We start from the raw sequence: 24,463 nt of genomic DNA, 5'->3' as shown, positions 1-24,463 counted from the left end.
ATTATCGAATGCGATTGAGTACCGCAAACATATCTCCCTCTTCACCTTGCAGCGTTAACACATCGCTGTTCAGTGTATATCGAGTGCCGTGTTCACCGTTCTCATAAAGTAACACTAGTTGATCGCCTTCTGTGTAATACACACCGCGACGAATGACTTCTCCGCCTTCTTCATCGGACACTCGGAACATGAAGATAAAATCTGGTTGAAGCACTAAATCCATTTTTTGAATGTTGCTGGCACGCAAATCGCTTCCAGACAGTTCGGCGCTTGACCATATTCCAGCTAGGGCGTTAGGCAAGGCTTTGGTGAACATAACACCGTTAAGATTCAGCATATTATGATTACTACTGTACGCGTAAACCTGAGGCTCAGAAGTATTCAAACCCAAAATAATCGTGTCTTCATTGGCGTTATACAAACCTTCCCAATGATCCACACTGTAGTCTTTCTTTTGGATATCGATAGTGAATGAGTAATTTGAATCGAGAGTAAGTTTGATTGCTCTAAAGTTTTCAGTACCTTGCTCAGGATCTGGATTCATCAAATACCAATCACCAAGCAACAGAGGAAGGTCAAAATGAGATAGATTACTATCACTTTTTGATTGTTGGCTGCTAGAAGCGACCTCGCTCCCAAAAGCCACAAAACTTAAACAAGATAAAAATAGTAGAATCCATTTCATAAGCGTCCCCTCGTTTTCTTTAAGCTTAGGCACGTAATGAATAGAAAGCGAAAAAATATGATCTAAGTCACTAAATTTTAAGTGCGAAGTAACTTAAGTGTCATTATTCAACACAAAACAGAGCTAAATTACCCTGAATATTGAGTGTTATTTGCGCCAACCTAAACGGTTACAATCAGATATTCCTGTCAAATCATAGACACAAAAAAAGCGAGCCTAAGCTCGCTTTTCAAATAGTACGTCTTTAAACAATCACCTTATAACAGGTATTTTGTTTATTTCTTGATCATATCCAGCATGATAGCAACTGATTCATCAAGATAAGCATCCGGGGCTTCGTAGTCTTTTGGAATATCATCCAACGTTTTAAATGCCTCTAACTTAGCGGCTTTTTGACGTTGGTTAATACGCTCTAGACGAAGCGCATCCGCATCATCACTCTCTTGTTGACGAACCTTTTCATTAAGAGAAAGGTCATTGTCGTCTTTATCTGCCTTATATTTTTCAATATCTTGCGCGATAAAGCCAAATTCCATGTCTGTTGCGATACGAGCTTCGTGTTTAGCCGTCAACGCTGCGATCTGCTCATCGTTACGCTGTAACACTGAGTACTTCGCTTTGTCGATGCTGTCCCAAGGAAGAGCGTTGTCTTCAACACTTTCACCAGTATCTGCAGGATCAATTGGCGTTGGGTAAGCAATATCAGGTACTACACCCTTGTTTTGCGTACTACCACCATTGATTCGGTAGAATTTTTGGATTGTGTATTGAACGTAGCCTAACTCTTTATCGAACAAATCATAAATATGATTCAAAGAGCGATGCTGTTGCACCGTACCTTTACCGAAAGAGTTTTCACCTAGGATGATTGCACGGCCATAATCTTGCATCGCTGCTGCAAAGATTTCAGACGCTGAAGCACTGTAGCGATTCACCAATACCGTTAGTGGACCTTGGTAACTAATTTCGCCATCAGTATCACTGTTCACTTTGACACGACCGTAGCTATCACGCACCTGAACAACGGGTCCCTCTTTGATAAACAAACCAGAGAGTTCAGTTGCTTCAGTGAGTGCACCACCGCCATTGTTTCGCAGATCAACAATAATACCTTCAACACCTTGCTCTTTAAGCTCGGTGATCAGTTTATCGGTATCTTTAGAAAGACCAACATAGAAACTAGGTACTTCGAGTACACCAATCTTCTTGCCATCTTTCTCGATAACTTCTGATTTAACAGCGCGGTCTTCTAAACGAATCTTATCACGTACAATTGTGACAACGTGACTTTTTGCATCTTTACCGTCTGGCAAGATCTGTAGCTTAACTTTAGTCCCTTTCGGTCCTTTAATTAATTGCACTACATCGTCTAAACGCCAGCCGATAACATCAACAATCTCTTCGCCATCTTGACCAACGCCAACAATACGGTCGCCATCGCTCAATTGTTTGCTATTTGAAGCAGGGCCACCAGCCACTAAAGAACGAATAACGGTGTAGTCGTCTGTCATCTGAAGTACAGCGCCAATACCTTCTAGAGATAGATTCATCTCAGATTGGAATTGTTCTGCATTTCTTGGAGAAAGGTAACTGGTGTGCGGATCAACTTCACGCGCGAATGCGTTCATGTAGATTTGGAAAGCATCTTCGTTGTGCGATTGCGTAATACGCTTCATCGCATTGTTGTAACGCTTTTCCAAAACTTCTTGAATCTCTGGCCACTCTTTACCAGTAAGTTTTAGATTCAACGCATCGTATTTAACGCGTTTTCTCCAAAGCTCATTCACTTCAGCGATATCTTTTGGCCATTCCGCTTCACTACGATTGAGCTCAATACTTTCATCGGTATCAAACTTAATCTCTGTATCTAGCAAAGACAATGCATATTGAAAACGTTCAAAACGCTTCTGCATAGACAAATTATAAACATCGAATGCAATCTGGTTATTGCCTGCTTTCAGTTGATCATCAATTTGTGTAGATGACGCAGCGAAAGAGTCAATATCAGCTTGAGTGAAGATATTACGATTATAATCCAGCATCTCTAAGTAACGATTAAAGATAGCTTGAGAGAAATCATCGTTGAGATTGAAGTGTTTATAGTGAGAACGAGTAAATCGAGAAGTAACACGTTTACTAGCAGTTTCGTGTTGGACCTCAGGAGCGAGTAGAGGTAAATCGTCCTGATCTAATTTGGCTTCAAGAGCCTGAGCTGAAGCTGCTAGCCAAAAGCTAGCAGCAATCAGTGTCAATTTTGAACGGCATTTCATGCGTAGGAGTATCTCCTTTAAGCGCGCAAGTGCTCCGCTTTAACAACCATTTGTAGGCCGTTTGCTAACTGAACACGCACATCTTCCTTATTGATTTCAACAATGGTCGCAGCCATGTTTCCTTTACCCATGTTCACATTTACTTCTTTGCCAGCGATGAATTCGTCAGCGTTCAAAGCGCGTGTTTCTACAGGCTTTTCTACTTTTGGTGCTTTAGGCGCTTGACGACGAGGCTGTTGAGCTTTCTTCGCCTTAGGTTTCGCTTTGCCTTCTTCACGAGCTTTTTGTGCTTGTTCTTTACGACGAGCCTGAACTTTCGCTTTGCTTTCTGCAAGTGTAGCTTTAGCGTGTTCAACGTGCTCTTCTTCTAGTGTGCCACACGCGTTGCCGTCTAGGTCAACACGTTCTGCGCCAGCTTTTACGCCGTGCAGGTAACGCCATGATGATGTGTACTGTCTTAACGCTGCACGAAGCTGAGTCTTACTTACTTTTTCGTCTTCATTTAGACGTTCAGCAAGATCTTGAAAAATACCAATTTTAAGTGGCTTCGCTTCACCTTCTAGAGTAAAGCATTTAGGGAAACATTCAGCAATATATGCGATAACTTCTTTGCTGTTTTTTAACTTTTCAGTGTTTTCCATGTGGGTTCCTGGTTTTTGCGGTTTTCCGCGAGCATTAAGAAAATATTTTTACGTATTATAGAGAGATGCTTGGGAAAAACCACAGTAAGAGAATAATTTATGCCTTGTTCGCGTGCGAATTAAGCAGCTTTTCCACTTCTGCCATGAAAAATGTCAATCCGTCCTCGTCAATTTGAGAAAAACGACCAACATTTGGGCTATCAATATCAAGAACGCCCGCGATTTTTCCGCCAATAGAGAACGGAATAACGATTTCTGAGTTACTTGCAGCGTCACAAGCGATGTGACCTTCGAACTCATGAACATCATGAATGCGCTGAACTGTATTCGTCGCAACCGCAGTTCCACACACACCACGCCCGACCGGAATTCGCACACAAGCAGGTTGACCTTGGAAAGGGCCCAGTACAAGTTCGTCTTTTTCCTTAGCTAAATCCTGCTTCATTAAATAGAAACCCGCCCAATTCAAGTCATCCAATTCCATGAATAATAATGAACTGATATTAGCAAGATTAGCAGTTAGATCGGTTTCTGATTCAATTAATGCAACGGCTTGTTTGGTTAAGCGTTGGTAATGTTCTATTTTCATATTAACTTCCAATTAAATTGAGACTTCCATTATCAAGAGAACGCAGTAGAATGCGGCCATCAAACTAAATAGGACTTATTCTCATTACAATGAACAATTCAGAAGACACTATTAGCCGTTCTTGGTTAATAACTCAAGTAAAAAAACACAAGTCCAAATTACTGTTTGCTAACATTATTGCCATATTTGCAACTCTCATTAGTGTCCCTATCCCGTTGCTCATGCCATTAATGGTTGATGAAGTATTACTTGATAAGCCCGCTTCAGGCTTAGAGATGATGAACCACCTACTTCCATCTTCATTACAAACACCGACTGGCTATATAGCACTAACTTTGTTGTTAGTGATTATCATGCGCTCCGTTAGCCAAGCGCTGAACATTCTGCAAGGGCGCCAGTTTACGCTTGTGTCCAAAACAATTACCTATCAAATGCGCAGCAAGATGATAGATAAGCTTGGCCGAATCAGTATTCGACAATACGAAACCAAAGGCAGCGGCGGTATCAACGCCCACCTAATAACAGACATAGAGACAATAGATAAGTTCATTGGCTCGACTCTTTCTAAATTTATCATCAGCTTCCTGACCGTGTTCGGTACAGCGATCGTGCTGTTGTGGCTAGAGTGGCGTTTAGGGTTGTTCATTTTACTGGTCAATCCTGTTGTGATTTATTTCTCCCGTAAACTAGGCAGCAGGGTCAAACACCTTAAGAAATACGAAAACCAATCTTTTGAGCGCTTTCAAAACCGTTTGGTGGAAACCTTAGATGGCATTTACCAACTGCGCGCGGCGAATAAAGAGCGTATCTTTCTCGATGAGCTTAAGGTTCAAGCAAACCAAGTAAGAATCGATGCCGACAAATACGCTTGGCAATCTGAAGCTGCTGGCCGTGTTTCGTTTCTACTCTTCTTATTAGGTTTCGAGCTTTTCCGTGCCGTCGCGATGCTAATGGTGTTATTCAGTGACTTAACCATTGGTCAGATTTTCGCGGTATTTGGCTACTTGTGGTTCATGTTAGGCCCAGTTCAAGAGCTACTAGGGATTCAATTCTCTTGGTATAGCGCGAAAGCGGCACTGCAACGCATCAACGATCTTCTTCAGTTAGAAGAAGAGAAGCGCCCTATCAGTAAAGTGAACCCATTTACTGAAGATCAAGAAGTGACAGTTGACATCGAAGACGTTACATTCTCTTACACATTAGAAAACACTGTTTTAAATAGGCTATCGCTGCACATCCCTGCAGGTAAAAAAGTCGCTTTGGTCGGTGCGAGTGGAGGGGGTAAATCTACGTTAATCCAGTTGCTGATTGGGGTTTACCAAGCAGACTCAGGTTGCATTCGCTATAACGGTGAAACAACCGATGACATCAGCTTTGATGTAATACGCAATCAAATTGCCGTTGTTTTACAACAACCTATACTCTTTAACGATACATTAAGGCATAATCTGACCCTTGGTGCTGAATACGACGAAATGTCGTTGTGGCGTGCGCTTGAAGTCGCTCAAATGCAAGATGTCATCAAGCAACTGAGCAATGGCTTAGATACACAAATTGGTAGGAATGGCGTTCGACTGTCTGGTGGTCAACGACAACGCTTAGCAATAGCTCGTATGGTGCTGAGCAATCCTAAGTTTGTTATTCTTGATGAAGCGACATCTGCACTCGATACAGCAACAGAGTCAGCACTGCATAAAGCGTTGAGCGAGTTTTTGAAAGATCGCACAACTTTGATAGTGGCTCATCGATTATCAGCGGTGAAACAAGCCGATCTAATCTATGTTTTAGAAGATGGACAAGTCACACAGACGGGAACACATGGTGAATTGGTTGAACAACAAGGACTCTATCAAACACTCTACGGCAGTGTGCAATCGCACGCCTGATGTTTGTGGCTCTGAGTCTTTAAGTCGGGTTGCTAACCTAACTTACGTTTCAACTTGGGAGGTCGCGTGACCTCCCCATCCGTAACCAACCCTTTATCAACAAAACACCAATGCGACAGCAGCTCAGTGCGTCTTTGCCAGGGCTGCGAACTTCCCGTAGATAAAATGGACATCCCTTTAGGGAAATCAGCTTACTGCCCAAGATGCGGAACTCAGCTTTATAGAGGCGGTACCCCTAGCCTCTCTGGAAACCTAGCAATCGCAATTACCTGCTTATTGCTGTTTATCCCATCGCACTTTTTTGAATTCATCAGTATTCGCCTGATTGGCGTCATGATACCCGCGACGTTACCATCGGGTGTTTTTACCTTAATGGGCGAAGGCTTTCCTCTACTTGGTTTGCTGATCCTGTTCTGCAGTTCGATCGCTCCGTTGCTCGTGTGCACCTCGGTACTCATCACTCATGCATCACTGCGTCTTAAGATCTTCACACCCTTTCGCTATGCATTAGCCATTATTCAGACCCTCAAACATTGGATGATGTTGGATGTGTTTCTGGTAAGTTTGGCGGTCTCATGTTTCAAACTGCAAGATTACTCAGATATTTTTGTAGGCCCAGGATTGGTTGGCTTGATTCTTCTGCAACTTTTCAGCGTATTATTGGTAAGCCGTATCAGTGTGCGTCGCTACTGGGAAGCTTGGGCAAAAGAATCTGACTACTCTTTTGCTGAAAGTAAGAACATACACTGTCACAACTGCCACCTATCTCAACCGGATGGACATACTTGCGTGCGTTGTCACCATGACTTATACCACCGCAAGCCCTACTCTATACAGAAGACATGGGCTCTGCTGTTTGCCGCATCAGTGGCTATTGTGCCAGCCAACGTTATTCCGATTTCTATCCTTATAACAAACGGACAAAGGCTAGAAGACACCATAATTTCTGGTGTCGCGTCGCTGATAAATAGCGATATGTACGGCATTGCAGCGATCATTTTTATTGCCAGTATCGTCGTGCCCGTCGCGAAAATACTCGGCCTCGCGTACATCTTAATCTGTATCAAGATGAAGCGCGCCGTTTACCACAGACAACGCATGACCATCTATTTCATTGTGAAATGGGTGGGGAAATGGTCGGTGATGGATCTGTTCGTTATTTCGATCATGATGACCTTGGTCGACCGCGGGCAAATTTTAAACTTTACACCAGGTTATGGTGCAGTCGCTTTTGGCGTCGTAGTTGTTCTCACGATGCTAGCAGCGGAAAGCTTAGATCCTAGGCTAATTTGGGATAACTACACCTCTAAAGATGAGTCAGTGAATGAACAACGATAACCAATCACAAACGTCATATTCACCAGAAGTAAGGAAAAACAAAGGCATCTCCCCTTTGTGGATTCTGCCGATATTAACCGTCGCCTTAGCCGGTTGGTTGGTCATGAAATCAATACACGATGCTGGGCAACGTGTGCAAATATACTTCTCAGATGCCGCTGGTTTAGTCGCAGGTCGAACAACGATTCGTTACCAAGGCTTAGAGGTGGGTATGGTGCGCGACATCACTTTATCCAAAGATCTATCGAGCATCTATGTCGATGCAGACATCTACCCTGAAGCGAAGAAGCTACTCTCAAAAGGCACTCGTTTCTGGCTTGTAAAACCGACAGCAAGTTTGTCGGGTATCTCAGGATTAGACGCACTTGTTTCAGGTAACTATATTGCTATCCACCCGAGCGAAACCAAACAAGACCCAGAAACCATTTTCCAAGCGTTAGAATCCTCCCCTTCTGATTTACTGGCTTCTGAAGGTTTGAATATTTCACTGACGACCAAAGATCTGGGCGGCGTGTCTGTTGGCTCTCAAATCGTTTACCGTAAAATCCCAATTGGTGAGGTTTACAACTACCAGTTAAACGACAACGCGAAATCCGTTACGATTCAAGCGTCAATTAAAGATGAATACAGCCATATCATTACCGACCAAAGCCGTTTTTGGAATGTCAGTGGTTTAGGTGCCAGTATTGGTTTTTCTGGTGTTGATGTTCGCTTAGAGAGCCTAAGTGCATTGCTTGGCGGTTCAATTGCGGTCGACTCTCCGGGAGAAGGCCAACCCGTAGAGATGAATACCAAGTTCAAGCTCTACCCAGATTTGAAGACAGCGGGTCGAGGTATCTCTATCAAGATCGCCGTTCCCGATGATAATAAAATCAGTGCAACGGGTGCTCCGATCATGTATCGCGGCATTGAAATCGGTCAAATCACTGATTTATCGCTAAGTGAAGGGCGTGAAAACGTCGTTGCATCTGCCGCTATCCAACCGGCATTCAGTGACTTTTTAAACAGCGGCAGTAAATTCGTTCTAGAAGAGGCTGAACTGTCGCTTACTGGCATGAAAAACATTGCCAATTTAGTGACAGGTAACTTTTTAACCTTGGTACCGGGTGAAGGTGAAAAGGCGCGTCGATTTACTGCAATCCGAAAAAATGAATTCAGTCAGGAACAACAGAAATCCGTTGCGATTCGCTTAACGTCGAACAATTCGTTCGGGTTAGATGTCGGTACACAACTTCTCTACAAAGGCATTGCCGTTGGCTCTATTATCCATGTGGGATTAGTTGATGGTGTTGGTACGGGCTCTGATAAACACGAAGTCTTCATGGATGCACTTATCGATAATGAGTACGCGCACCTTATCAAAAGCCACAACCGTTTCTTTGTGACAGGTAGTGCGACTGCAGAGCTAACCGAATCAGGCTTGAGTGTTACGGTCCCACCAGCAAAACAGCTTCTTACCGGCTCGATTAGCTTTGTGAGTGAAGGTAAATCTGAAGCTCGAACGGACTACCAACTTTTCCAAAGTAAGTCGTTAGCAGAAATTGCTAAGTTTAATCAGTCTGGTTCAAAGACACTTTCTTTGTTTGCCAGTGAGTTACCTTCAATTTCTAAAGGCAGTCCACTCCTCTACCGCAACCTACAAGTGGGTAGTATTTCTGATTTTCAGCTTGCCGACGGTGGCGTAAGAATCAAAGTCACAATCGAAAATCGTTACACGCACTTACTCAACAAGCACACTGTTTTCTGGAACCGATCAGGCGTTGAGGTTGATGCGTCGCTATCGGGTATCAGCATTAAAGCGGCACCAGTTAAAACCCTTATCCAAGGCGGTATTGCTTTTGACTCTCTGCCGGGAATCGACAACAAACTTGGTGACGTGTGGAAGCTTTACAAAGATTCAAAATCTGCTCGAAAATTTGGCCGCGCGATTACTATCACCTCTTCTGGCGATCAAGAAGTCAACAAGGGCATGGCGATCAAATATCAAGGTGTCACTGTTGGTGAGGTTACTTTGGTGATTCCGAACTTCAACAAGGGCGGCATTGAAATTACTGCGCGTATTTTACCTGAGTACGTCGACAAGATTGCCGTGACGAACAGTCACTTCTGGTTGGCAGAACCTGAGATTGGCCTTAATGGCATCAAAAACGTCTCTGCGCTGCTCTCTAAACACATCAACGTAGACCCGGGCAAAGGTGAAAGAAACACGAAATTTGAGCTTAGCAAAGGACCTGTGCAGCCTGAAGGCAAGATATTCCAACTGCAAAGCGAAACGCGCGGCTCAGTATCTGAAGGTACACCTATCCTATTCCGTGAACTAGAAATTGGCAGTGTTATAGATGTTCAGCTGGGCGAGTTTGCTGATCGCATCATATCTACGATTCAAATAGAACCTGACTACGCGTATCTAATCCGCGCAAACACCGTGTTCTGGAACGTGTCGGGCGTCGATGTCTCTATCGGCCTGTCAGGCGCAAACATCAAAGCCGGAACGGTAGACAGCTTGTTAAGAGGTGGTATTACATTCTCAACGCCACCGACAAATGAACTTCAACCAGTAGCAAGCGAAGATCAGTCTTTCTACCTCTATCCTCAAGCCGAAGATGAGTGGAAATCATGGAGAACCGCAATTCCTCGTCCATAGAGTGAACTCTCTGACGTTTCTGGAAGATTAATTCTTCATCAAAATGCAGCCATTAGGCTGCATTTTTGTTGTTTGCTGCAAATATGGTTTAGGACGGCCTCATTTTGCTTTAAACTCCCCGCATTAATGCAATAAATCGAGATACTCTTTTGCACGCTAACGTATATATTCCTGAAGAATTCCTAACGCACATCGAAGCAATCATGCCTAGTCATCTAGATATGGCTTCTTTTGTTGCGTCATGCCAAAAACCACTTCGTAAAAGTATTCGAATCAACACATTGAAAATCAGTGTTGAAGACTTCCTAGTACGAGCAAAAGAGAAAGGCTGGGAACTGGAACCTGTACCTTGGTGTGAAACGGGCTTTTGGATTACAGCGGACGAAAGTGAAGCGCCACTAGGTAATACGGCAGAACACATGTCTGGTCTTTTCTACATCCAAGAAGCCAGCTCGATGATGCCACCCTCGGCACTTTTCCAAGGCGAAGCTGATTACCAAGCGGTGCTAGACACTGCGGCTGCACCCGGCTCTAAAACAACGCAAATCGCTGCGCTAATGAATAATCGCGGTGTATTGGTTGCCAATGAGTATGCAGCAAGCCGTGTGAAAGTCCTTCACGCTAACATCGAACGTTGTGGCGTTCGTAATGCCGCTCTAAGTAACTTTGACGGTCGAGTTTTTGGTGGTTGGTTACCAGAACAGTTTGATGCTGTGTTGCTAGACGCACCCTGCTCTGGCGAAGGTACCATTCGTAAAGACGCCGATGCGATGAAGAACTGGACGTATCAATCTGTGGTCGATATTGCCGACACGCAAAAAGATCTGATTGAAAGTGCATTCCATGCTCTTAAACCTAATGGTGTTTTGGTTTACTCAACGTGTACGCTTAGCACCGAAGAGAACCAACAAGTGTGTCATCACCTAAAAGAAACCTTTGGTGATGCGGTTGAATTCGAATCTCTGGAATCACTATTCGACAACGCAAAAGCAACCACGACAGAAGAAGGCTTTCTTCACATCTTCCCACAGGTCTATGACTCTGAAGGTTTCTTTGTTGCACGTATCCGTAAACTAGCGTCTGTTACTCCACCAGAAGTTAAAAAACGTATGGGTAAATTCCCATTTGAAAAAGCATCAAAGAAAACTCAGCAAGAAGTCGCTGAACAACTAATGAGTACTCTCGATATCGAATTGCCAAGCGATACTCAGGTTTGGATTCGCGACAAAGACGTTTGGCTATTCCCAGAAGCGCTAGAGCCGATGATCGGTGAGTTCCGTTTTTCTCGCATGGGAATCAAGATCGCTGAAACCCATAAAAAAGGTTACCGCTGGCAGCACCAAGTAGCGACAACGCTCGCAACAGGTAATGAAGCTAATGTTGTAGAGCTTAGTATTGAAGATGCTCGTGAATGGTTCATGGGCCGCGATGTTCGCCCTGAAAACTTGTCAGGAAAAGGTGAAGTACTAGTGAAGTACAATGGTGCAATCATCGGCCTTGGTAAGTGGGTTGGCAACCGAGTGAAGAACGGTTTACCACGCGAACTCGTGCGCGATAAGAACCTTTTCTAAAAGCGTTCGCACTGAGTACACCTTAATAAACAAAAAGCCCAAACAACGTTAATTGTTTGGGCTTTTTCTATTCTATCGGCCATATAAGTCAGTGTGCGAGCGCTTGTAAATCAACAGCTAATTATATAAATATCAATTCAAGTCACTATTTCCAAAAAGAAAAATCGCATTTTAGAGAATCTAAACTAGACTTCAATCTAACAGTCAAAAGATTAAAACGATTAGCGTAGGCTCTTCGGAGCCCTTTCCCCTAAGCCCAAACAGGAAGGTTTGGGCTTTTTTTTGACCGAAAGGACCGCTTACTTAACTAAGCTGATACCTTCTTTGTCGATAGTGATCTTGCCAGATTTGTATAGACCACCAATTGTCTTCTTGAACGTACCTTTGCTGGTTCTGAATGCAGAGAAAATAACTTCAGGAGAAGACTTATCATTCAAAGGCAGGTAACCGCCTTTCTTCTCAAGCAGGTCAAGAACCTTAGTGCTTAGGTCATCCATCTTAGCCACACCAACCTTCTGAAGAGACAAATCAATCTTACCGTCTTCTTCACGAACGTTTTTAATGTAGCCTTTTAGTGTTTTACCAATGAACAGCTTACCGATGATGTCAGATGGGAAAATCATACCCCAGTGTTCACCGTTCACGATCGCTTTGTAACCTAACTGGCTGCGCTCAGCGATAATGAGATCGACTTGCTCATTTTGCTTATAAGTCGCAGGCGTGTTGTCTAACCATTTGTTGAACTTCGTTGTACCAACGATACGGCTCGATGCTTTATCGATATACACATATACTAAGATTGACTGACCTTCGTTTAAACGGCCACGCTGCTCGCTGAAAGGAACAAGAAGGTCTTTACCTTTCACGCCCCAGCTCATGAATGCACCAGTGCTGTTAACACCTTCAACCGTCATCAAACCAAACTGGCCTACTTGAGCTATTGGTTTTTCAGTCGTTGCAGCGATCTGGTTGTCAGAATCTATGTATAAGAAAACATCTAGCTTTTGACCAATTTCAACACCTTCAGGAGTAAATCGTTTCGGCAGCAACACGGTTCCATAGTCGCTCGCGTCAAGGAATACACCGAAGTCTGCTTGTTTTACTACTTCTAAGTTGTTTATTTGACCAATATTAATCATCAAGGTTGTCTCTACTTTAAATTTGGCGGAGATTATACGTGATCTCTGATATGCTTTCGCTAGTTTCATTCATATTTTTACATTCTAGGAGACATCGTTGATCACCGTTGATAAACAAGATGCGATAACACTTAAAATTAACCATGCCATGGCTAAGACCAAAAAGCTCGACATGGACGTTTATCTATTCATTCCCGGTGAACTTGGACTGACTCCTGAAGTGCTTTCTGAAAGTGCCTTTTTCTACAGCTCAATCACTCAAAAACGTGCCTACTATAGTGACAAAACACTTTTACCTTTGGTACACAGTCGCTTGGCAAAACGTGGACGCTTATCTACAACACAGTATCGTGTCAGTTTGAGTCTGTTTGCCTACCAATATGTTATCGCGTTAGATAAAGCAGTCAGCAGCTTAAATAAAACTGATAGTGACGACGTAACGGCTGATGAAGTAGATGAAGTCATTGAATTGGCTTTAGATATCTTGAAGAAGCTACGCCGAAGCATCCCTTACGAAGAAAATCTCAAGCGCTACTACGCTAATATCGATAACTACCTATCTTGGTATACCGAGCAAAAGTTCCTATCGCTAGTTTCACACATGCCACGAGGTAGTGAGTATTCAACGATTAAAGAACGACTCTTAACGCTTTGTGATAAAGAGACCGCGCACCGTAAACTGAACCGCTACAACTCAGCAAGAGTTCGAGAGGACGTTACCCGCTTGAGTAACAAGATGCGTTTGCTGCGTCGTTTGATTGAACACCCTATCGTGCTTAAAGAAAAGACAACGTCGATGGGTAAGAACGTTAAGCGTGCCGTGAAAGGCATCGCGACCGGTTTGGTGATGGTTGTCGTGACCACTACTGTGATCTTGGCTCGTGACTTTCTTGGTGAGATTACCGCCTCTTTCATCGTGGCAATGTCTTTCATTTACGCACTGCGTGAGATCTTTAAAGATGACTTGAGAGACATCCTTTGGCGCTGGCTGCGTAAAGGCAAGCCAAAATGGAAGCGTCGTTACTATGATCCAACGACCAACAAGTCAGTAGGCCATAAACTGGAATGGTTGGACTACGCAAATTTTTCTAAGCTTGCAGATCGCATTCAGTCGATCCGTAAAAAGCGTGTGGTACAACGTGAAGAGCAAATCTTGCATTACCGCTCTCATACTGAGATGTCGACATCGACCTTTATGAGTGGTTATGAGGAGACTCGTGAAACGTTATCGATCAGCCTAAGAGCGCTGACACGGTTGATGGATAAAGGCTCAAACAAGATCTACCGCTTGAATGAAGGACAAGTGAGCCGCGAATCAGTAGAAAAGCGTCATCTTCTCAACCTGATCATTAAAGAGAACAACCATGATAACGAACCAACCTACTACCGTTGGAAGATCGTTATGAACCGTTCAAAAATAGTTGATATTGAGCAGATCACTCAAGAGTCATAGAGCCGTTATAAAGTTCTCTATAACGGTATGTGGAAACCATTCACATACCGTTGTTTTATCTCTTCAACGTTACCCATGACTTCTAAACCAAAATCTATTATTTAATCGCTATTTTCTTGAAGGGACTTTCTTAATTGAAAGCGTAAGCGTGAACTCCGCCATCGGCTCGTCACCATGTAAAGATGGGCAAGTCGCGATAATGGTTACGGGTTGATTGACCCGTTCTCCGGTCGACATGGTTTCTGCCAGCATAGTGTTGATCAGCTCACCGTCGTTACAAGTGAAATGCACATCACCTTCAGGGCGCTTCAAAAAGTTACCCGTCACCTCTTTAAAAGCCAACGAGATCTTTTCACCTTGCTGCTGAGATTTGCTCATCGCAAGAAACCCACCCGCGACATCCGCACCTACAGCCAAAACGCCAAAGTACATACTGTTAAGGTGATTCTTAGTACGCCTTCTAAGCGGGATTTTCACTTCAACATGTTGGTTGTCCAACGCGAGTAGTTTTGGTCGGCACAACCAGATAAGTGGGACTTTGAAAAAGCCAAACATGCTTAAGTAGAAATTTGCTTTTTGTAGAGGGGTCAACATTCGAATTACCTAGCCAAGTTAGTCATCAGACCAGTTAATCGACTAGCGATAAGAATGTCAAAAAAATGTTACAAAAAAGAGATATCATCGCACAATGATATCTCTTTCATTCTCAAAGCATTAGCGCCTTAAGTCGGCTTATCAGGCAAGCTAATCGATTTACGCAGTCACGACCGTTTCTACGCATTCAAGATCAGCTATGTAACCTTGTAGACGTGGGTAATCCACTAAGCCTTGAGTTACTAGCAGCACTGGCTTCTTCGCGTTCAGGGTTGCTTTAACAATCATATCCAACAAGGTAATAACCGCTTCGTTTTGTGGATCAAAAGCGTGCTGCTGAGCTTCATTGTGTTTGTCTACGCCTAAAGTGAAAGACGCTAAGCTATCAACGTTTACCACTACACCATCGAAGTAATGCAGTAAACGTTCGCTCAGTAGCACTGCAGACGGCACATCGCACGAGAACAGTACTTTCAAACCGTTAAGGCCGCGTGGTAGCCCTTGCTCGGCAAGCAGGTCAATAATCTTAGCGGCATCGCTTAACGCACGAACGTAAGGCACAACTACTTCAACGTTGATGCCCTGCTCACGTAATGCCTTAATAACCTGACATTCTAAAGCGAAAGCCTTGCTGTATTCTGGTGTCGCGTAACGAGCAACGCCACGAACACCTAGTGCAGGGTTAATCTCTTCTGCTTCACAGTTCCCGCCAAGCAGCGAACGGAATCCATAGCTGTCTGCACTGCTTAATGCGATACGAACAGAAGTGTGATTTGGCTGAACGGCAGCTTGAATGGCAATCACTAAGGTCGAAACAAAATGCTCATCGACTGTTTTATCGCCAAGGATCGCTTCTAAAGACGTTTTTTCAATATCAGTCAAAGTATCTAAGTGACTCTCGATACTTGGGTGGTAGAAGACACGATCCATCACTAATTCTGATAATGAAACGTATAAGTGGTTAGAATTATTATTATCGTTGTAAGAAGGCAGCACATCACCTAAGACGAGTTCTGGGTGCAAAGTGCTTTGATTTTCTTGAGTCATTGCTGCTCCAGCATTTTTATGTTGTGTTCAAACGAAAATACCGATAGCTGCCTGTTAATACAAGTGAAAATCCCTTATTTGACGCTGGCCTGCTGATAAAAATAAGAATATTAGCAATAACTGAGATAACTTTGACTCAATAGAGTTTATTCCTCTGTTCAATTCCGTTATCTTAACCACTCCGCAATAGAATAAAAAAGCTATCACATGCCATTAAAAACTGATGAGTTGAGAACCCAAGCTCTGGGTCCTATGCCAACTCCTGCCGAACTAGGCAATGCACACCCTATTACTGACGACGTTGCTGAGCGCATTAAAAATTCTCGCCGCCAAATCGAAGATATCCTAACTGGTCGTGATAACCGCCTATTAGTTATCGTAGGCCCTTGCTCTGTTCACGATACAGATGCGGCACTTGATTACGCTGAGCGCCTAAGCAAAATTCAAGACCAGTACAAAGATGAACTGTTCGTTGTAATGAGAACCTACTTCGAGAAGCCTCGTACTGTTGTAGGTTGGAAGGGTTTGATTACAGATCCTAACCTTGATGGTTCATACGCACTTGAAACAGGCTTGAGCAAAGCTCGTAAGCTTCTGCTAGATATCAACAAGCTTGGCCTCGCTACCGCGACTGAATTCCTTGATATGATCACAGGTCAGTACATTGCAGACCTTATCACTTGGGGTGCGATTGGCGCTCGTACAACTGAATCTCAGATTCACCGTGAAATGGCTTCTGCACTGTCTTGCCCTGTTGGCTTCAAGAACGCGACCAACGGCAACATCAAGATTGCTATCGATGCAATTCGTGCAGCACATGCTTCACACTACTTCTACTCTCCAGATAAGAACGGCCGCATGACGGTTTACCGTACTTCTGGCAACCCATACGGTCACGTTATTCTACGTGGTGGCGATAAAGGCCCTAACTTCGACGCTGAATCTGTAGATACTGCATGTAAGCAACTGGCTGAATTCGATCTACCTCAACGTTTGGTTGTAGACTTTAGCCACGCTAACTGTCAGAAGCAACACCGTAAGCAGTTAGAAGTTGCACAAGACATTTGTGAGCAAATTAAATCTAACAAGAACCAAATTGCAGGCATTATGGCAGAGAGCTTCATTATTGAAGGCAACCAGCCAATGACAGACATTAACAACCTAGAATATGGCAAGTCGATTACTGACCCATGCCTAAGCTGGGAAGATACTGCAACAATGCTAGACATGCTTGCAACAGCAATTAAAGATAGAAACTTAGCTTAAGGAAACAACACAATGCCATCATTTGACATTATCTCTGAAGTAGAAGCAGTAGAACTGCGTAACGCAGTAGACAACGCAAACCGTGAACTATCGACTCGTTTCGATTTCCGCGGCGTTGACGCAAGCTTTGATTACAAAGATGAATCAGTAAAATTGACTGCTCAAGACGATTTTCAACTGAAGCAAATGCGCGATATCCTTCGCAGCAACCTAACGAAGCGTAATGTTGATCCTAACGCGATGGAAGCGAAAGCGGCAGACCAAACAGGTCGCACTTGGCACCAAACGGTTATCTTTAAGCAAGGCATTGAAACTGATGTCGCTAAGAAGATCGTTAAGCTAATCAAAGACAACAAAGTTAAAGTTCAAGCTTCTATCCAAGGCGACAAAGTTCGTGTTACTGGTAAGAAGCGTGATGACCTACAAGCTGTTATGGCTCTAGTTCGCGGCGGTGAACTTGGCCAACCTTTCCAGTTTGACAACTTCCGCGACTAATTTTTGAGTTTGAGTGACCGCCTATTTGGGTTGCTCATTCATCAGCACAATGTCGTGTTTGAAATAGCAAAAAGCCACTTCTTTTGAAGTGGCTTTTTATTTATCTGGTCCAGCTTTAGTTTTATTCCGAGCCTCTAGCCGATTTAAAACAACCAGAAAGCTCTCATTTCAACTAGAAGCAACAGCCTCAACTGAGTACTTGGGCTGCTGACAATTTTAGGTCTTTGCCGACCAACAGATTAAACTCTACGCTTGCTGGTGGAATAAACACACACACTCGTAATTTCTCTGCTCTTGCTTGCTCAAGCTTTGTTGATAGCTCTCCGCTGTTGGCGTAGCTCTCTCTTTCTGCATCTCGGCGGCACAGGTCGATAAATTCAAATGGACAATCGCTCGGTGAAAGTACGAGCTCTGCCTCCTGCATCAAACGTAAAGCCTTCATAGACAACAGCTCGACATCTTGCTCGAATTCAATCCAAGTGACCTGCCCTTCGCTATCAATGCCTTCGGTTAGCGCTTGCTGGTAGTAAGACTCTAACTGCTCTCTGTCATTCACCTGCTCGATAAAGCTGGATGACAAGAAACGCTCCCAAAATTTACGACGCTCGTCGACGGTTGGGAATGACTCTTTGATTGAATTGCGTTTTGATGCACCGAAGTCTGCTATCAAACCTATGTTTTGTGGCAATACCGTTTCGAGTTTTTCTCTGATATTTCTTACTAAAACAGGTGATGCCCCGCCACTAGAGATGGCAATTTGGATTCTGCCGCGATTTATCATCGAAGGTGTGATGAAGTCGCAGTAAGGAAGATCGTCAACCACATTGACTAAAATGCCCAGTTTTTTCGCATCATTATACACTTGGTGATTCAAGCTTGGGTTGTCTGTTGTGGCCCAAACCTGCAAGTAATTTTTCGATATGATCTGTGACGAGTAAAAGTTTTGAACCCAGTGAAGCTTGTTCTCGTCCACAAGCTGCTTTAAGTAAGGCGCTACCTTGGGAGACACCAAAGTCACATCCGCTCCCGCTCGTAGTAAGCTATCGACTTTACGGCAAGCAACCTCACCCCCACCAACCACTAAGATTGGCTTATTTTCTACATCCAAAAACATTGGGAAATAACGCATGTTCTTCCTTGAGACTACTTCAATAACTATTCAGCCATGCTACCAAATTTGGAGCATATTCATAACTATCGAAGTGTAATAAAAATATTTATTGACCAAATTTCAACATTTCTTAAGTTTAATATTTCATCATTGTGATGTTTATTCAGAATATTTATCTAGTCGATTATCAATATAAAAATCTAAATCTCGTTGCACCAACAGTGTGAACCGTTGCACTATTTACATTCACTTAACATTTGGTCATTCTAATTGTGTTCGGATTTGTGATTTCATTCAAAATTCTTTTTAAATTATACATTTGTGAAACTACGGATCCTTTCCTAACCTTATAAACAGTTGTTTAAATCGCACACAGTTTCATTTGCAAAATGCAACTCGTTTAATTTGAACAACAAGGTCATAGAAAACGCAACACATAAGAGAAACTCAAACGAGCACGAGTATCAGGTGTCACCTGGTTAACAAGGAAGGATACAAATGACAAATAAACTAACACTTCTTGCTTCAGTAGTAGCTGCATCAACTGCGATGATGGCAACATCGGCATCAGCGGCAGAAAGCACTCTGGACAAAGTCACATCTCAAGGTTTTCTAACTTGTGGTGTAAGTACCGGTCTTCCAGGGTTCTCTAACCCTAACTCAAAAGGTGAATGGGAAGGAATTGATGTTGAGTATTGTCAAGCTCTTGCAGCGGCTGTACTCGGTGACAAGACTAAAGTTAAGTATGTACCTCTAACAGCAAAAGAGCGTTTTACTGCGCTTCAATCTGGCGAAATCGACGTACTATCTCGTAACACAACATGGACATTACATCGTGACACTGCTCTAGGTCTGAACTTCGTAGGCGTTAACTACTACGATGGTCAAGGCTTCATGGTTAAGAAAGAACTTGGCCTAACAAGTGCTCAAGAGCTTGATGGCGCTTCTGTATGTGTTCAATCAGGTACAACAACTGAACTTAACCTAGCCGATTACTTCCGTAACAGTGGCATGTCTTACAAGCCAGTGGTATTCGATACGGCAGCACAAACATCGAAAGGTTTCGACGCAGGTCGTTGTGACGTACTAACAACTGACCAATCTGGTCTATACGCACTTCGCCTAAACCTAGCTGATCCTAAATCTGCAGAAGTACTTCCTGAAATCATCTCTAAAGAGCCTCTAGGCCCTGTTGTTCGTCAAGATGATGATCAATGGTTTAACGTTGCTAAGTGGACACTTTCAGCAATGATTAACGCGGAAGAATACGGCATCTCTTCTAAAAATGCAGACGAAATGCTTAAGTCAAAAGATCCAAACATCAAACGTATTCTTGGTGTAGACGGTCCTAAAGGTAAAGGCCTTGGCATTCGCGACGACTGGGGTTACCAAGTAATTAAGCAAGTTGGTAACTACGGTGAGAGTTTTGAGCGTACTGTTGGTACAGGTTCTCCACTTCAAATCTCTCGTGGTGTAAATGCATTATGGAATGCGGGCGGCTTTATGTACGCTCCACCAATCCGTTAATAAATTTTCAAGCATCAATTAGGGCGGAGTTTTCCGCCCTATTTATTAAATGGATTTGAGGTTATAGTAGTATGAAACCTAATGAAACTATTTCTCCAGCTCAGGCAAAGCCACAGCCCAAAAGTGCCAACTTATTTTACAACCCCACTTTTCGCTCCATCATTTTCCAAATTATCGCCGTCGGGGCGCTTTGTGCTTTCTTTTACACGATTGTAAATAATGCACTCACAAACTTAGATTCCCGTGGTATCACCACTGGTTTTGATTTTCTCTCACAAGAAGCTGGTTTTGGTATCGGCTTAACACTGATTGAATACGACGAGACCTACTCATACGGTCGTACATTCTTTATCGGTCTTCTCAATACCGCTTTGGTTTCAGTACTCGGCATCATGCTAGCGACAGTGCTGGGCTTTAGTATGGGTATCGCTAGGCTCTCTTCAAACTGGCTAGTTAGCCGATTTGCAGCTGTCTACATTGAGATATTCCGAAATATCCCTCTGCTATTACAAATCTTTTTCTGGTATTTCGCCGTTCTACAAGCCTTGCCTTCTGCTCGTCAAAGTATGAGTCTAGGTGAAGCAATTTTCTTGAACGTACGCGGGTTGTACTTCCCTGCTCCAGTCTTTGAGCAAGGCAGTAGCATTGTCATCGCATCATTGATTGTCGGTATTATCGCTACGTTTATTATCAACATCTGGGCTAAGAACAGACAGAAACTGACCGGCCAACAAACACCGATGTTGCGAATTGCCGCTGCGTTGATTTTAGGCTTACCGTTGATAACTTACTTTGTTATGGGCATGCCTATCTCTGCAGATTACCCTGTGTTGAAAGGGTTTAACTTCAAGGGTGGTGTTACGATAATCCCTGAGCTTGCTGCATTGATGCTCGCTTTAAGTATCTATACAGCAGCGTTCATTGCTGAGATTGTTCGTTCAGGTATTAACGCGGTAAACCATGGGCAAACTGAGGCTGCGATGTCTCTAGGCATCCCACGTTCTAGAACTCTAAAGCTTGTCATTATTCCACAAGCATTAAGAATCATTATCCCACCACTAACCAGTCAGTATCTAAACCTGACCAAAAACTCATCACTTGCGATGGCCATTGGTTATCCTGATCTTGTCTCTGTATTTGCAGGAACAACACTTAACCAAACTGGACAAGCTATCGAAGTAATCGCGATGACAATGGGCGTCTACCTAACCTTGAGCCTATTAACGTCCGCTCTAATGAACATATACAACCGCAAAGTAGCATTGGTGGAGAGATAAGATGAGTACACATCAATTTCAACCTGATCTTCCGCCTCCAGCGAATACCGTTGGGCCAGTCGGTTGGTTAAGAAAAAATCTATTTAATGGACCTGTTAACAGCGTCGTCACTGTGATTCTTGCTTACTTTGCTTTCACCCTATTATGGGCAATAGCGGATTGGGCATTCATCAGTGCCGACTGGATAGGAACCACACGTGATGCCTGTACTAGCGAAGGCGCTTGTTGGGTTTTTATCAGCGTTCGTTGGGACCAATTCATGTATGGCTTCTACCCAGAAGCTGAACTGTGGCGACCTCGCCTCTTCTATGCAACGTTGGCCATTTTTGTAGCCTTACTGGCTTATGAAAAAACACCTAAACGTACGTGGATTTGGTTGTTCTTCGTCAACATCTACCCATTTATCATTGCTGGCTTGCTATACGGTGGCGTCTTTGGGTTAGAAGTTGTTGATACCCATAAATGGGGCGGCCTACTGGTTACACTGGTCATCGCACTTGTTGGTATTGTAGTGTCACTCCCTATTGGTGTTGCACTTGCTCTTGGGCGCCGCTCAGAGATGCCGATCATTCGCAGTATGTGTACCGTATACATCGAAATTTGGCGTGGCGTACCGCTCATTACAGTTCTATTCATGGCTTCAGTAATGCTGCCACTCTTTTTATCAGAAGGGACAGAAACCGATAAGCTCATTCGAGCACTTGTAGGGGTAGTTCTATTCAGTGCAGCCTACATGGCCGAAGTAATTCGAGGTGGTCTACAAGCAATACCAAAAGGCCAATACGAAGCAGCTGATGCTCTGGGGTTAAGCTACTGGAAAAAGACTGGGCTTATCATTCTACCTCAAGCTCTTAAAATCACGATTCCTTCAATTGTGAACACCTTCATTGGTTTGTTTAAAGATACCAGTCTTGTTTTGATTATTGGTATGTTTGATGTACTAGGAATTGGCCAAGCCGCGAATACCGACCCTGAATGGCTTGGGTATTCAACAGAAAGTTATGTATTTGTCGCGTTAGTGTTCTGGGTGTTTTGTTTTGGCATGTCGAGATATTCGATATGGCTAGAAAACAGACTTCACACCGGTCACAAACGATAATTAACAAGATCAAGGACGTATTATGACGCAGCAGACAGAAAACAACTCTCAAGGTCTTATGATCGAGTTGAAAGACATGAACAAGTGGTACGGTGAATTCCACGTACTTAAGAACATCAATTTAGAAGTTAAAAAAGGCGAGAAAATCGTTATCTGTGGCCCTTCAGGCTCTGGTAAATCAACGATGATCCGCTGCATCAACCGATTAGAAGAGCACCAAAAAGGTCATATCTTCGTTTCAGGTAATGAATTAACGGAAGACCTAAAGAACATCGAAGCCGTGCGTAGAGATGTCGGCATGTGTTTCCAACACTTCAATCTGTTTCCACATCTGACGGTATTAGAGAACTGTACTCTGGCTCCAATCTGGGTCAAAAAGATGCCAAAAGAAGAAGCCGAAGCGATTGCAATGAAGTACCTAGAGCGCGTAAAAATCCCTGAGCAAGCGGACAAGTTCCCAGGTCAGCTTTCAGGTGGTCAACAGCAGCGTGTAGCTATCGCTCGCTCTTTGTGTATGAACCCTCAAGTGATGCTGTTTGATGAGCCAACGTCGGCGCTCGATCCAGAAATGGTTCGTGAGGTGTTAGACGTAATGGTTGAGCTTGCAGAAGAAGGCATGACGATGCTTTGTGTAACGCACGAGATGGGCTTTGCTAAAGAGGTCGCGGATCGCGTTATCTTCATGGATGCCGGTGAAATCATAGAAGAGAACAACCCTGTCGATTTCTTTGAAAACCCACAATCAGACAGAACGCAGAACTTCTTAAGCCAAATCTTACACCACTAATGTGTTATGATGCATAAACTACAGAGGCGGCTTAGGTCGCCTCTTTGTTTTCAGTGTTATAATTAGTTTTTCAAGATTATAAACAGCGATTCAGTGCGATTAAAATTGAACAACGAACCTTAACTGCACTTTAAGAAATACTTTGTTACACCTTCAGAAACACTTAACCGACTATTTTGATTATTATTTTACGTATACAAGAGGAATGAGAGACTTGATTTTTCGAACTTTCACCCCCATAAATGTACTAATAACTATTGAAGTCACCTTACGAGGAAGATTATGAACAGCCCTATGTTTTCACGCACAGCATCTCAAGAAAGTGCTCTGCAAACCAATAAAGTGTTGCGTAACACCTACGCATTACTGTCTATGACACTACTTTGGTCTGCTGTTGTAGCAGGCGTATCCATGGCGATGAACCTTCCTCGCCCGGGTCTTATTATCATGCTAGTTGGCTTCTACGGCCTACTTTTCCTAACAGAAAAGAACCGTGACAACAGCATGGGTCTAGTCTTCACATTCCTATTTACAGGTTTCTTAGGCTACACCATCGGTCCAATCTTAAACATGTACGTTGGCGCAGGCATGGGTGATGTCATCCTAACTGCACTTGGCGGTACAGCACTGGCGTTTATGGGCGCATCAGCTTACGCACTAACAACTAAGCGTGACCTGTCGTTCCTTAATGGCATGCTATTAGCGGGTTTCGTAGTACTACTTGTAGGTATGGTTGCAAACATCTTCCTACAAATGCCTCTACTATCATTGGCAATGAGCGGTATGTTCATCCTGTTCTCGACTGGTGTTATCTTGCTTACAACGCAAAACATCATTCGTGGCGGTGAAACAAACTACATCTCTGCAACGATCAGCTTGTACGTATCGATCTACAACATCTTCATCAGCCTACTAAGCATCCTAGGCATCATGGGCAGCGACGACTAATCGTTCCCATCATTGAAGAATATCTAGCCCAAGAGCCTACCTCTTGGGCTTTTTTGTATCTATAAGTACGATATTTCATTGGATAGCTACAATTTC

The 24,463-nt window shown here is 43.5% G+C and carries 20 protein-coding genes; 12 read left to right on the top strand and 8 right to left on the bottom strand.

Translation table 11 applies throughout. The features are described 5' to 3' along the window. Window position 1 precedes the first annotated feature (1 nt). The 4 genes from AB4482_RS04820 to AB4482_RS04805 all read right to left on the bottom strand — a co-directional run bounded on the left by AB4482_RS04820 (window position 2) and on the right by AB4482_RS04805 (window position 4,185). Window positions 2-685 carry a hypothetical protein gene (locus AB4482_RS04820; protein WP_017630022.1) on the bottom strand — a complete coding sequence of 228 codons (684 nt, stop codon included), beginning with the start codon at window positions 683-685 and terminating at the stop codon, window positions 2-4. Between the two features lie 275 nt (window positions 686-960). After that, a complete protein-coding gene (gene prc, locus AB4482_RS04815; RefSeq protein ID WP_372146890.1) occupies window positions 961-2,955 on the bottom strand; it encodes a carboxy terminal-processing peptidase in 1,995 nt (664 codons plus the stop codon). Between the two features lie 17 nt (window positions 2,956-2,972). Beyond that, entirely contained in the window at window positions 2,973-3,596 is a 624-nt protein-coding gene (gene proQ / locus AB4482_RS04810; protein WP_017057223.1) for an RNA chaperone ProQ, read from the bottom strand. Between the two features lie 97 nt (window positions 3,597-3,693). After that, window positions 3,694-4,185 carry a GAF domain-containing protein gene (locus AB4482_RS04805; RefSeq protein WP_017059689.1) on the bottom strand — a complete coding sequence of 164 codons (492 nt, stop codon included), beginning with the start codon at window positions 4,183-4,185 and terminating at the stop codon, window positions 3,694-3,696. Between the two features lie 89 nt (window positions 4,186-4,274). Between AB4482_RS04805 and AB4482_RS04800 the strand changes: the two genes are divergently transcribed. From AB4482_RS04800 to rsmF, 4 genes are all read left to right on the top strand, one after another. Beyond that, on the top strand, window positions 4,275-6,071 hold the full coding sequence (locus tag AB4482_RS04800; protein WP_017059690.1) for an ABC transporter ATP-binding protein: 1,797 nt from the start codon (window positions 4,275-4,277) through the stop codon (window positions 6,069-6,071). Window positions 6,072-6,125: 54 nt separating this feature from the next. Further along, a complete protein-coding gene (locus AB4482_RS04795) occupies window positions 6,126-7,409 on the top strand; it encodes a PqiA/YebS family transporter subunit (RefSeq protein ID WP_372156946.1) in 1,284 nt (427 codons plus the stop codon). Continuing rightward, window positions 7,396-10,053, top strand: a complete 2,658-nt coding sequence (locus AB4482_RS04790) for an MlaD family protein (protein WP_372180602.1) — start codon at window positions 7,396-7,398, stop codon at window positions 10,051-10,053. Before AB4482_RS04795 ends, AB4482_RS04790 begins: the two co-directional genes overlap by 14 nt. Before the next feature lie 149 nt (window positions 10,054-10,202). Beyond that, the gene (gene rsmF / locus AB4482_RS04785; RefSeq protein WP_017063836.1) at window positions 10,203-11,624 is read left to right on the top strand and encodes a 16S rRNA (cytosine(1407)-C(5))-methyltransferase RsmF; all 1,422 of its coding nucleotides are present in this window, start codon (window positions 10,203-10,205) and stop codon (window positions 11,622-11,624) included. 299 nt (window positions 11,625-11,923) lie between these two features. Here the strand turns inward: rsmF and AB4482_RS04780 are convergent, their stop codons facing one another. Then, window positions 11,924-12,832 (bottom strand): S1 RNA-binding domain-containing protein, encoded by a 909-nt coding sequence (locus tag AB4482_RS04780; protein WP_017059694.1) that lies wholly within the window; start codon window positions 12,830-12,832, stop codon window positions 11,924-11,926. Window positions 12,833-12,860: 28 nt separating this feature from the next. Between AB4482_RS04780 and AB4482_RS04775 the strand changes: the two genes are divergently transcribed. Next, a complete protein-coding gene (locus tag AB4482_RS04775) occupies window positions 12,861-14,216 on the top strand; it encodes a hypothetical protein (RefSeq protein WP_017063834.1) in 1,356 nt (451 codons plus the stop codon). A 108-nt stretch (window positions 14,217-14,324) separates the two neighbouring features. Here the strand turns inward: AB4482_RS04775 and AB4482_RS04770 are convergent, their stop codons facing one another. After that, the gene (locus AB4482_RS04770; protein WP_017059696.1) at window positions 14,325-14,810 is read right to left on the bottom strand and encodes a PaaI family thioesterase; all 486 of its coding nucleotides are present in this window, start codon (window positions 14,808-14,810) and stop codon (window positions 14,325-14,327) included. 159 nt (window positions 14,811-14,969) lie between these two features. Then, window positions 14,970-15,857: a putative PEP-binding protein gene (locus AB4482_RS04765; protein WP_017066315.1), complete on the bottom strand. Its 888-nt coding sequence runs from the start codon at window positions 15,855-15,857 to the stop codon at window positions 14,970-14,972. 207 nt (window positions 15,858-16,064) lie between these two features. Between AB4482_RS04765 and AB4482_RS04760 the strand changes: the two genes are divergently transcribed. Further along, entirely contained in the window at window positions 16,065-17,123 is a 1,059-nt protein-coding gene (locus AB4482_RS04760; RefSeq protein WP_102394015.1) for a 3-deoxy-7-phosphoheptulonate synthase, read from the top strand. Window positions 17,124-17,135: 12 nt separating this feature from the next. Then, window positions 17,136-17,618, top strand: coding sequence for a YajQ family cyclic di-GMP-binding protein (locus tag AB4482_RS04755; RefSeq protein ID WP_017063832.1), 483 nt, complete (start codon window positions 17,136-17,138; stop codon window positions 17,616-17,618). A gap of 187 nt (window positions 17,619-17,805) precedes the next feature. Here AB4482_RS04755 and AB4482_RS04750 read toward each other — a convergent pair whose 3' ends face one another. Continuing rightward, a complete protein-coding gene (locus AB4482_RS04750; RefSeq protein WP_017059700.1) occupies window positions 17,806-18,747 on the bottom strand; it encodes a bifunctional precorrin-2 dehydrogenase/sirohydrochlorin ferrochelatase in 942 nt (313 codons plus the stop codon). 480 nt (window positions 18,748-19,227) lie between these two features. Between AB4482_RS04750 and AB4482_RS04745 the strand changes: the two genes are divergently transcribed. From AB4482_RS04745 to AB4482_RS04725, 5 genes are all read left to right on the top strand, one after another. Then, complete coding sequence (locus AB4482_RS04745) at window positions 19,228-20,256, top strand: amino acid ABC transporter substrate-binding protein (protein WP_017059701.1); 1,029 nt, start codon at window positions 19,228-19,230, stop codon at window positions 20,254-20,256. Window positions 20,257-20,327: 71 nt separating this feature from the next. Then, window positions 20,328-21,533 (top strand): amino acid ABC transporter permease, encoded by a 1,206-nt coding sequence (locus AB4482_RS04740; protein ID WP_017063829.1) that lies wholly within the window; start codon window positions 20,328-20,330, stop codon window positions 21,531-21,533. Window position 21,534: 1 nt separating this feature from the next. Then, window positions 21,535-22,632 carry an amino acid ABC transporter permease gene (locus AB4482_RS04735; protein ID WP_017066317.1) on the top strand — a complete coding sequence of 366 codons (1,098 nt, stop codon included), beginning with the start codon at window positions 21,535-21,537 and terminating at the stop codon, window positions 22,630-22,632. 22 nt (window positions 22,633-22,654) lie between these two features. Then, a complete protein-coding gene (locus AB4482_RS04730) occupies window positions 22,655-23,419 on the top strand; it encodes an amino acid ABC transporter ATP-binding protein (protein ID WP_017059704.1) in 765 nt (254 codons plus the stop codon). Between the two features lie 282 nt (window positions 23,420-23,701). Then, window positions 23,702-24,367 (top strand): Bax inhibitor-1/YccA family protein, encoded by a 666-nt coding sequence (locus tag AB4482_RS04725; protein ID WP_017057206.1) that lies wholly within the window; start codon window positions 23,702-23,704, stop codon window positions 24,365-24,367. Window positions 24,368-24,463 lie beyond the last annotated feature (96 nt).

Source organism: Vibrio sp. 10N.222.55.C7 (assembly GCF_041473335.1).
In the GTDB taxonomy this organism is placed as follows: domain Bacteria; phylum Pseudomonadota; class Gammaproteobacteria; order Enterobacterales; family Vibrionaceae; genus Vibrio; species Vibrio crassostreae_C.
The sequence above is the reverse complement of the archived record's forward strand: the minus strand, read 5'-3'. Positions and strand labels throughout refer to the sequence as shown.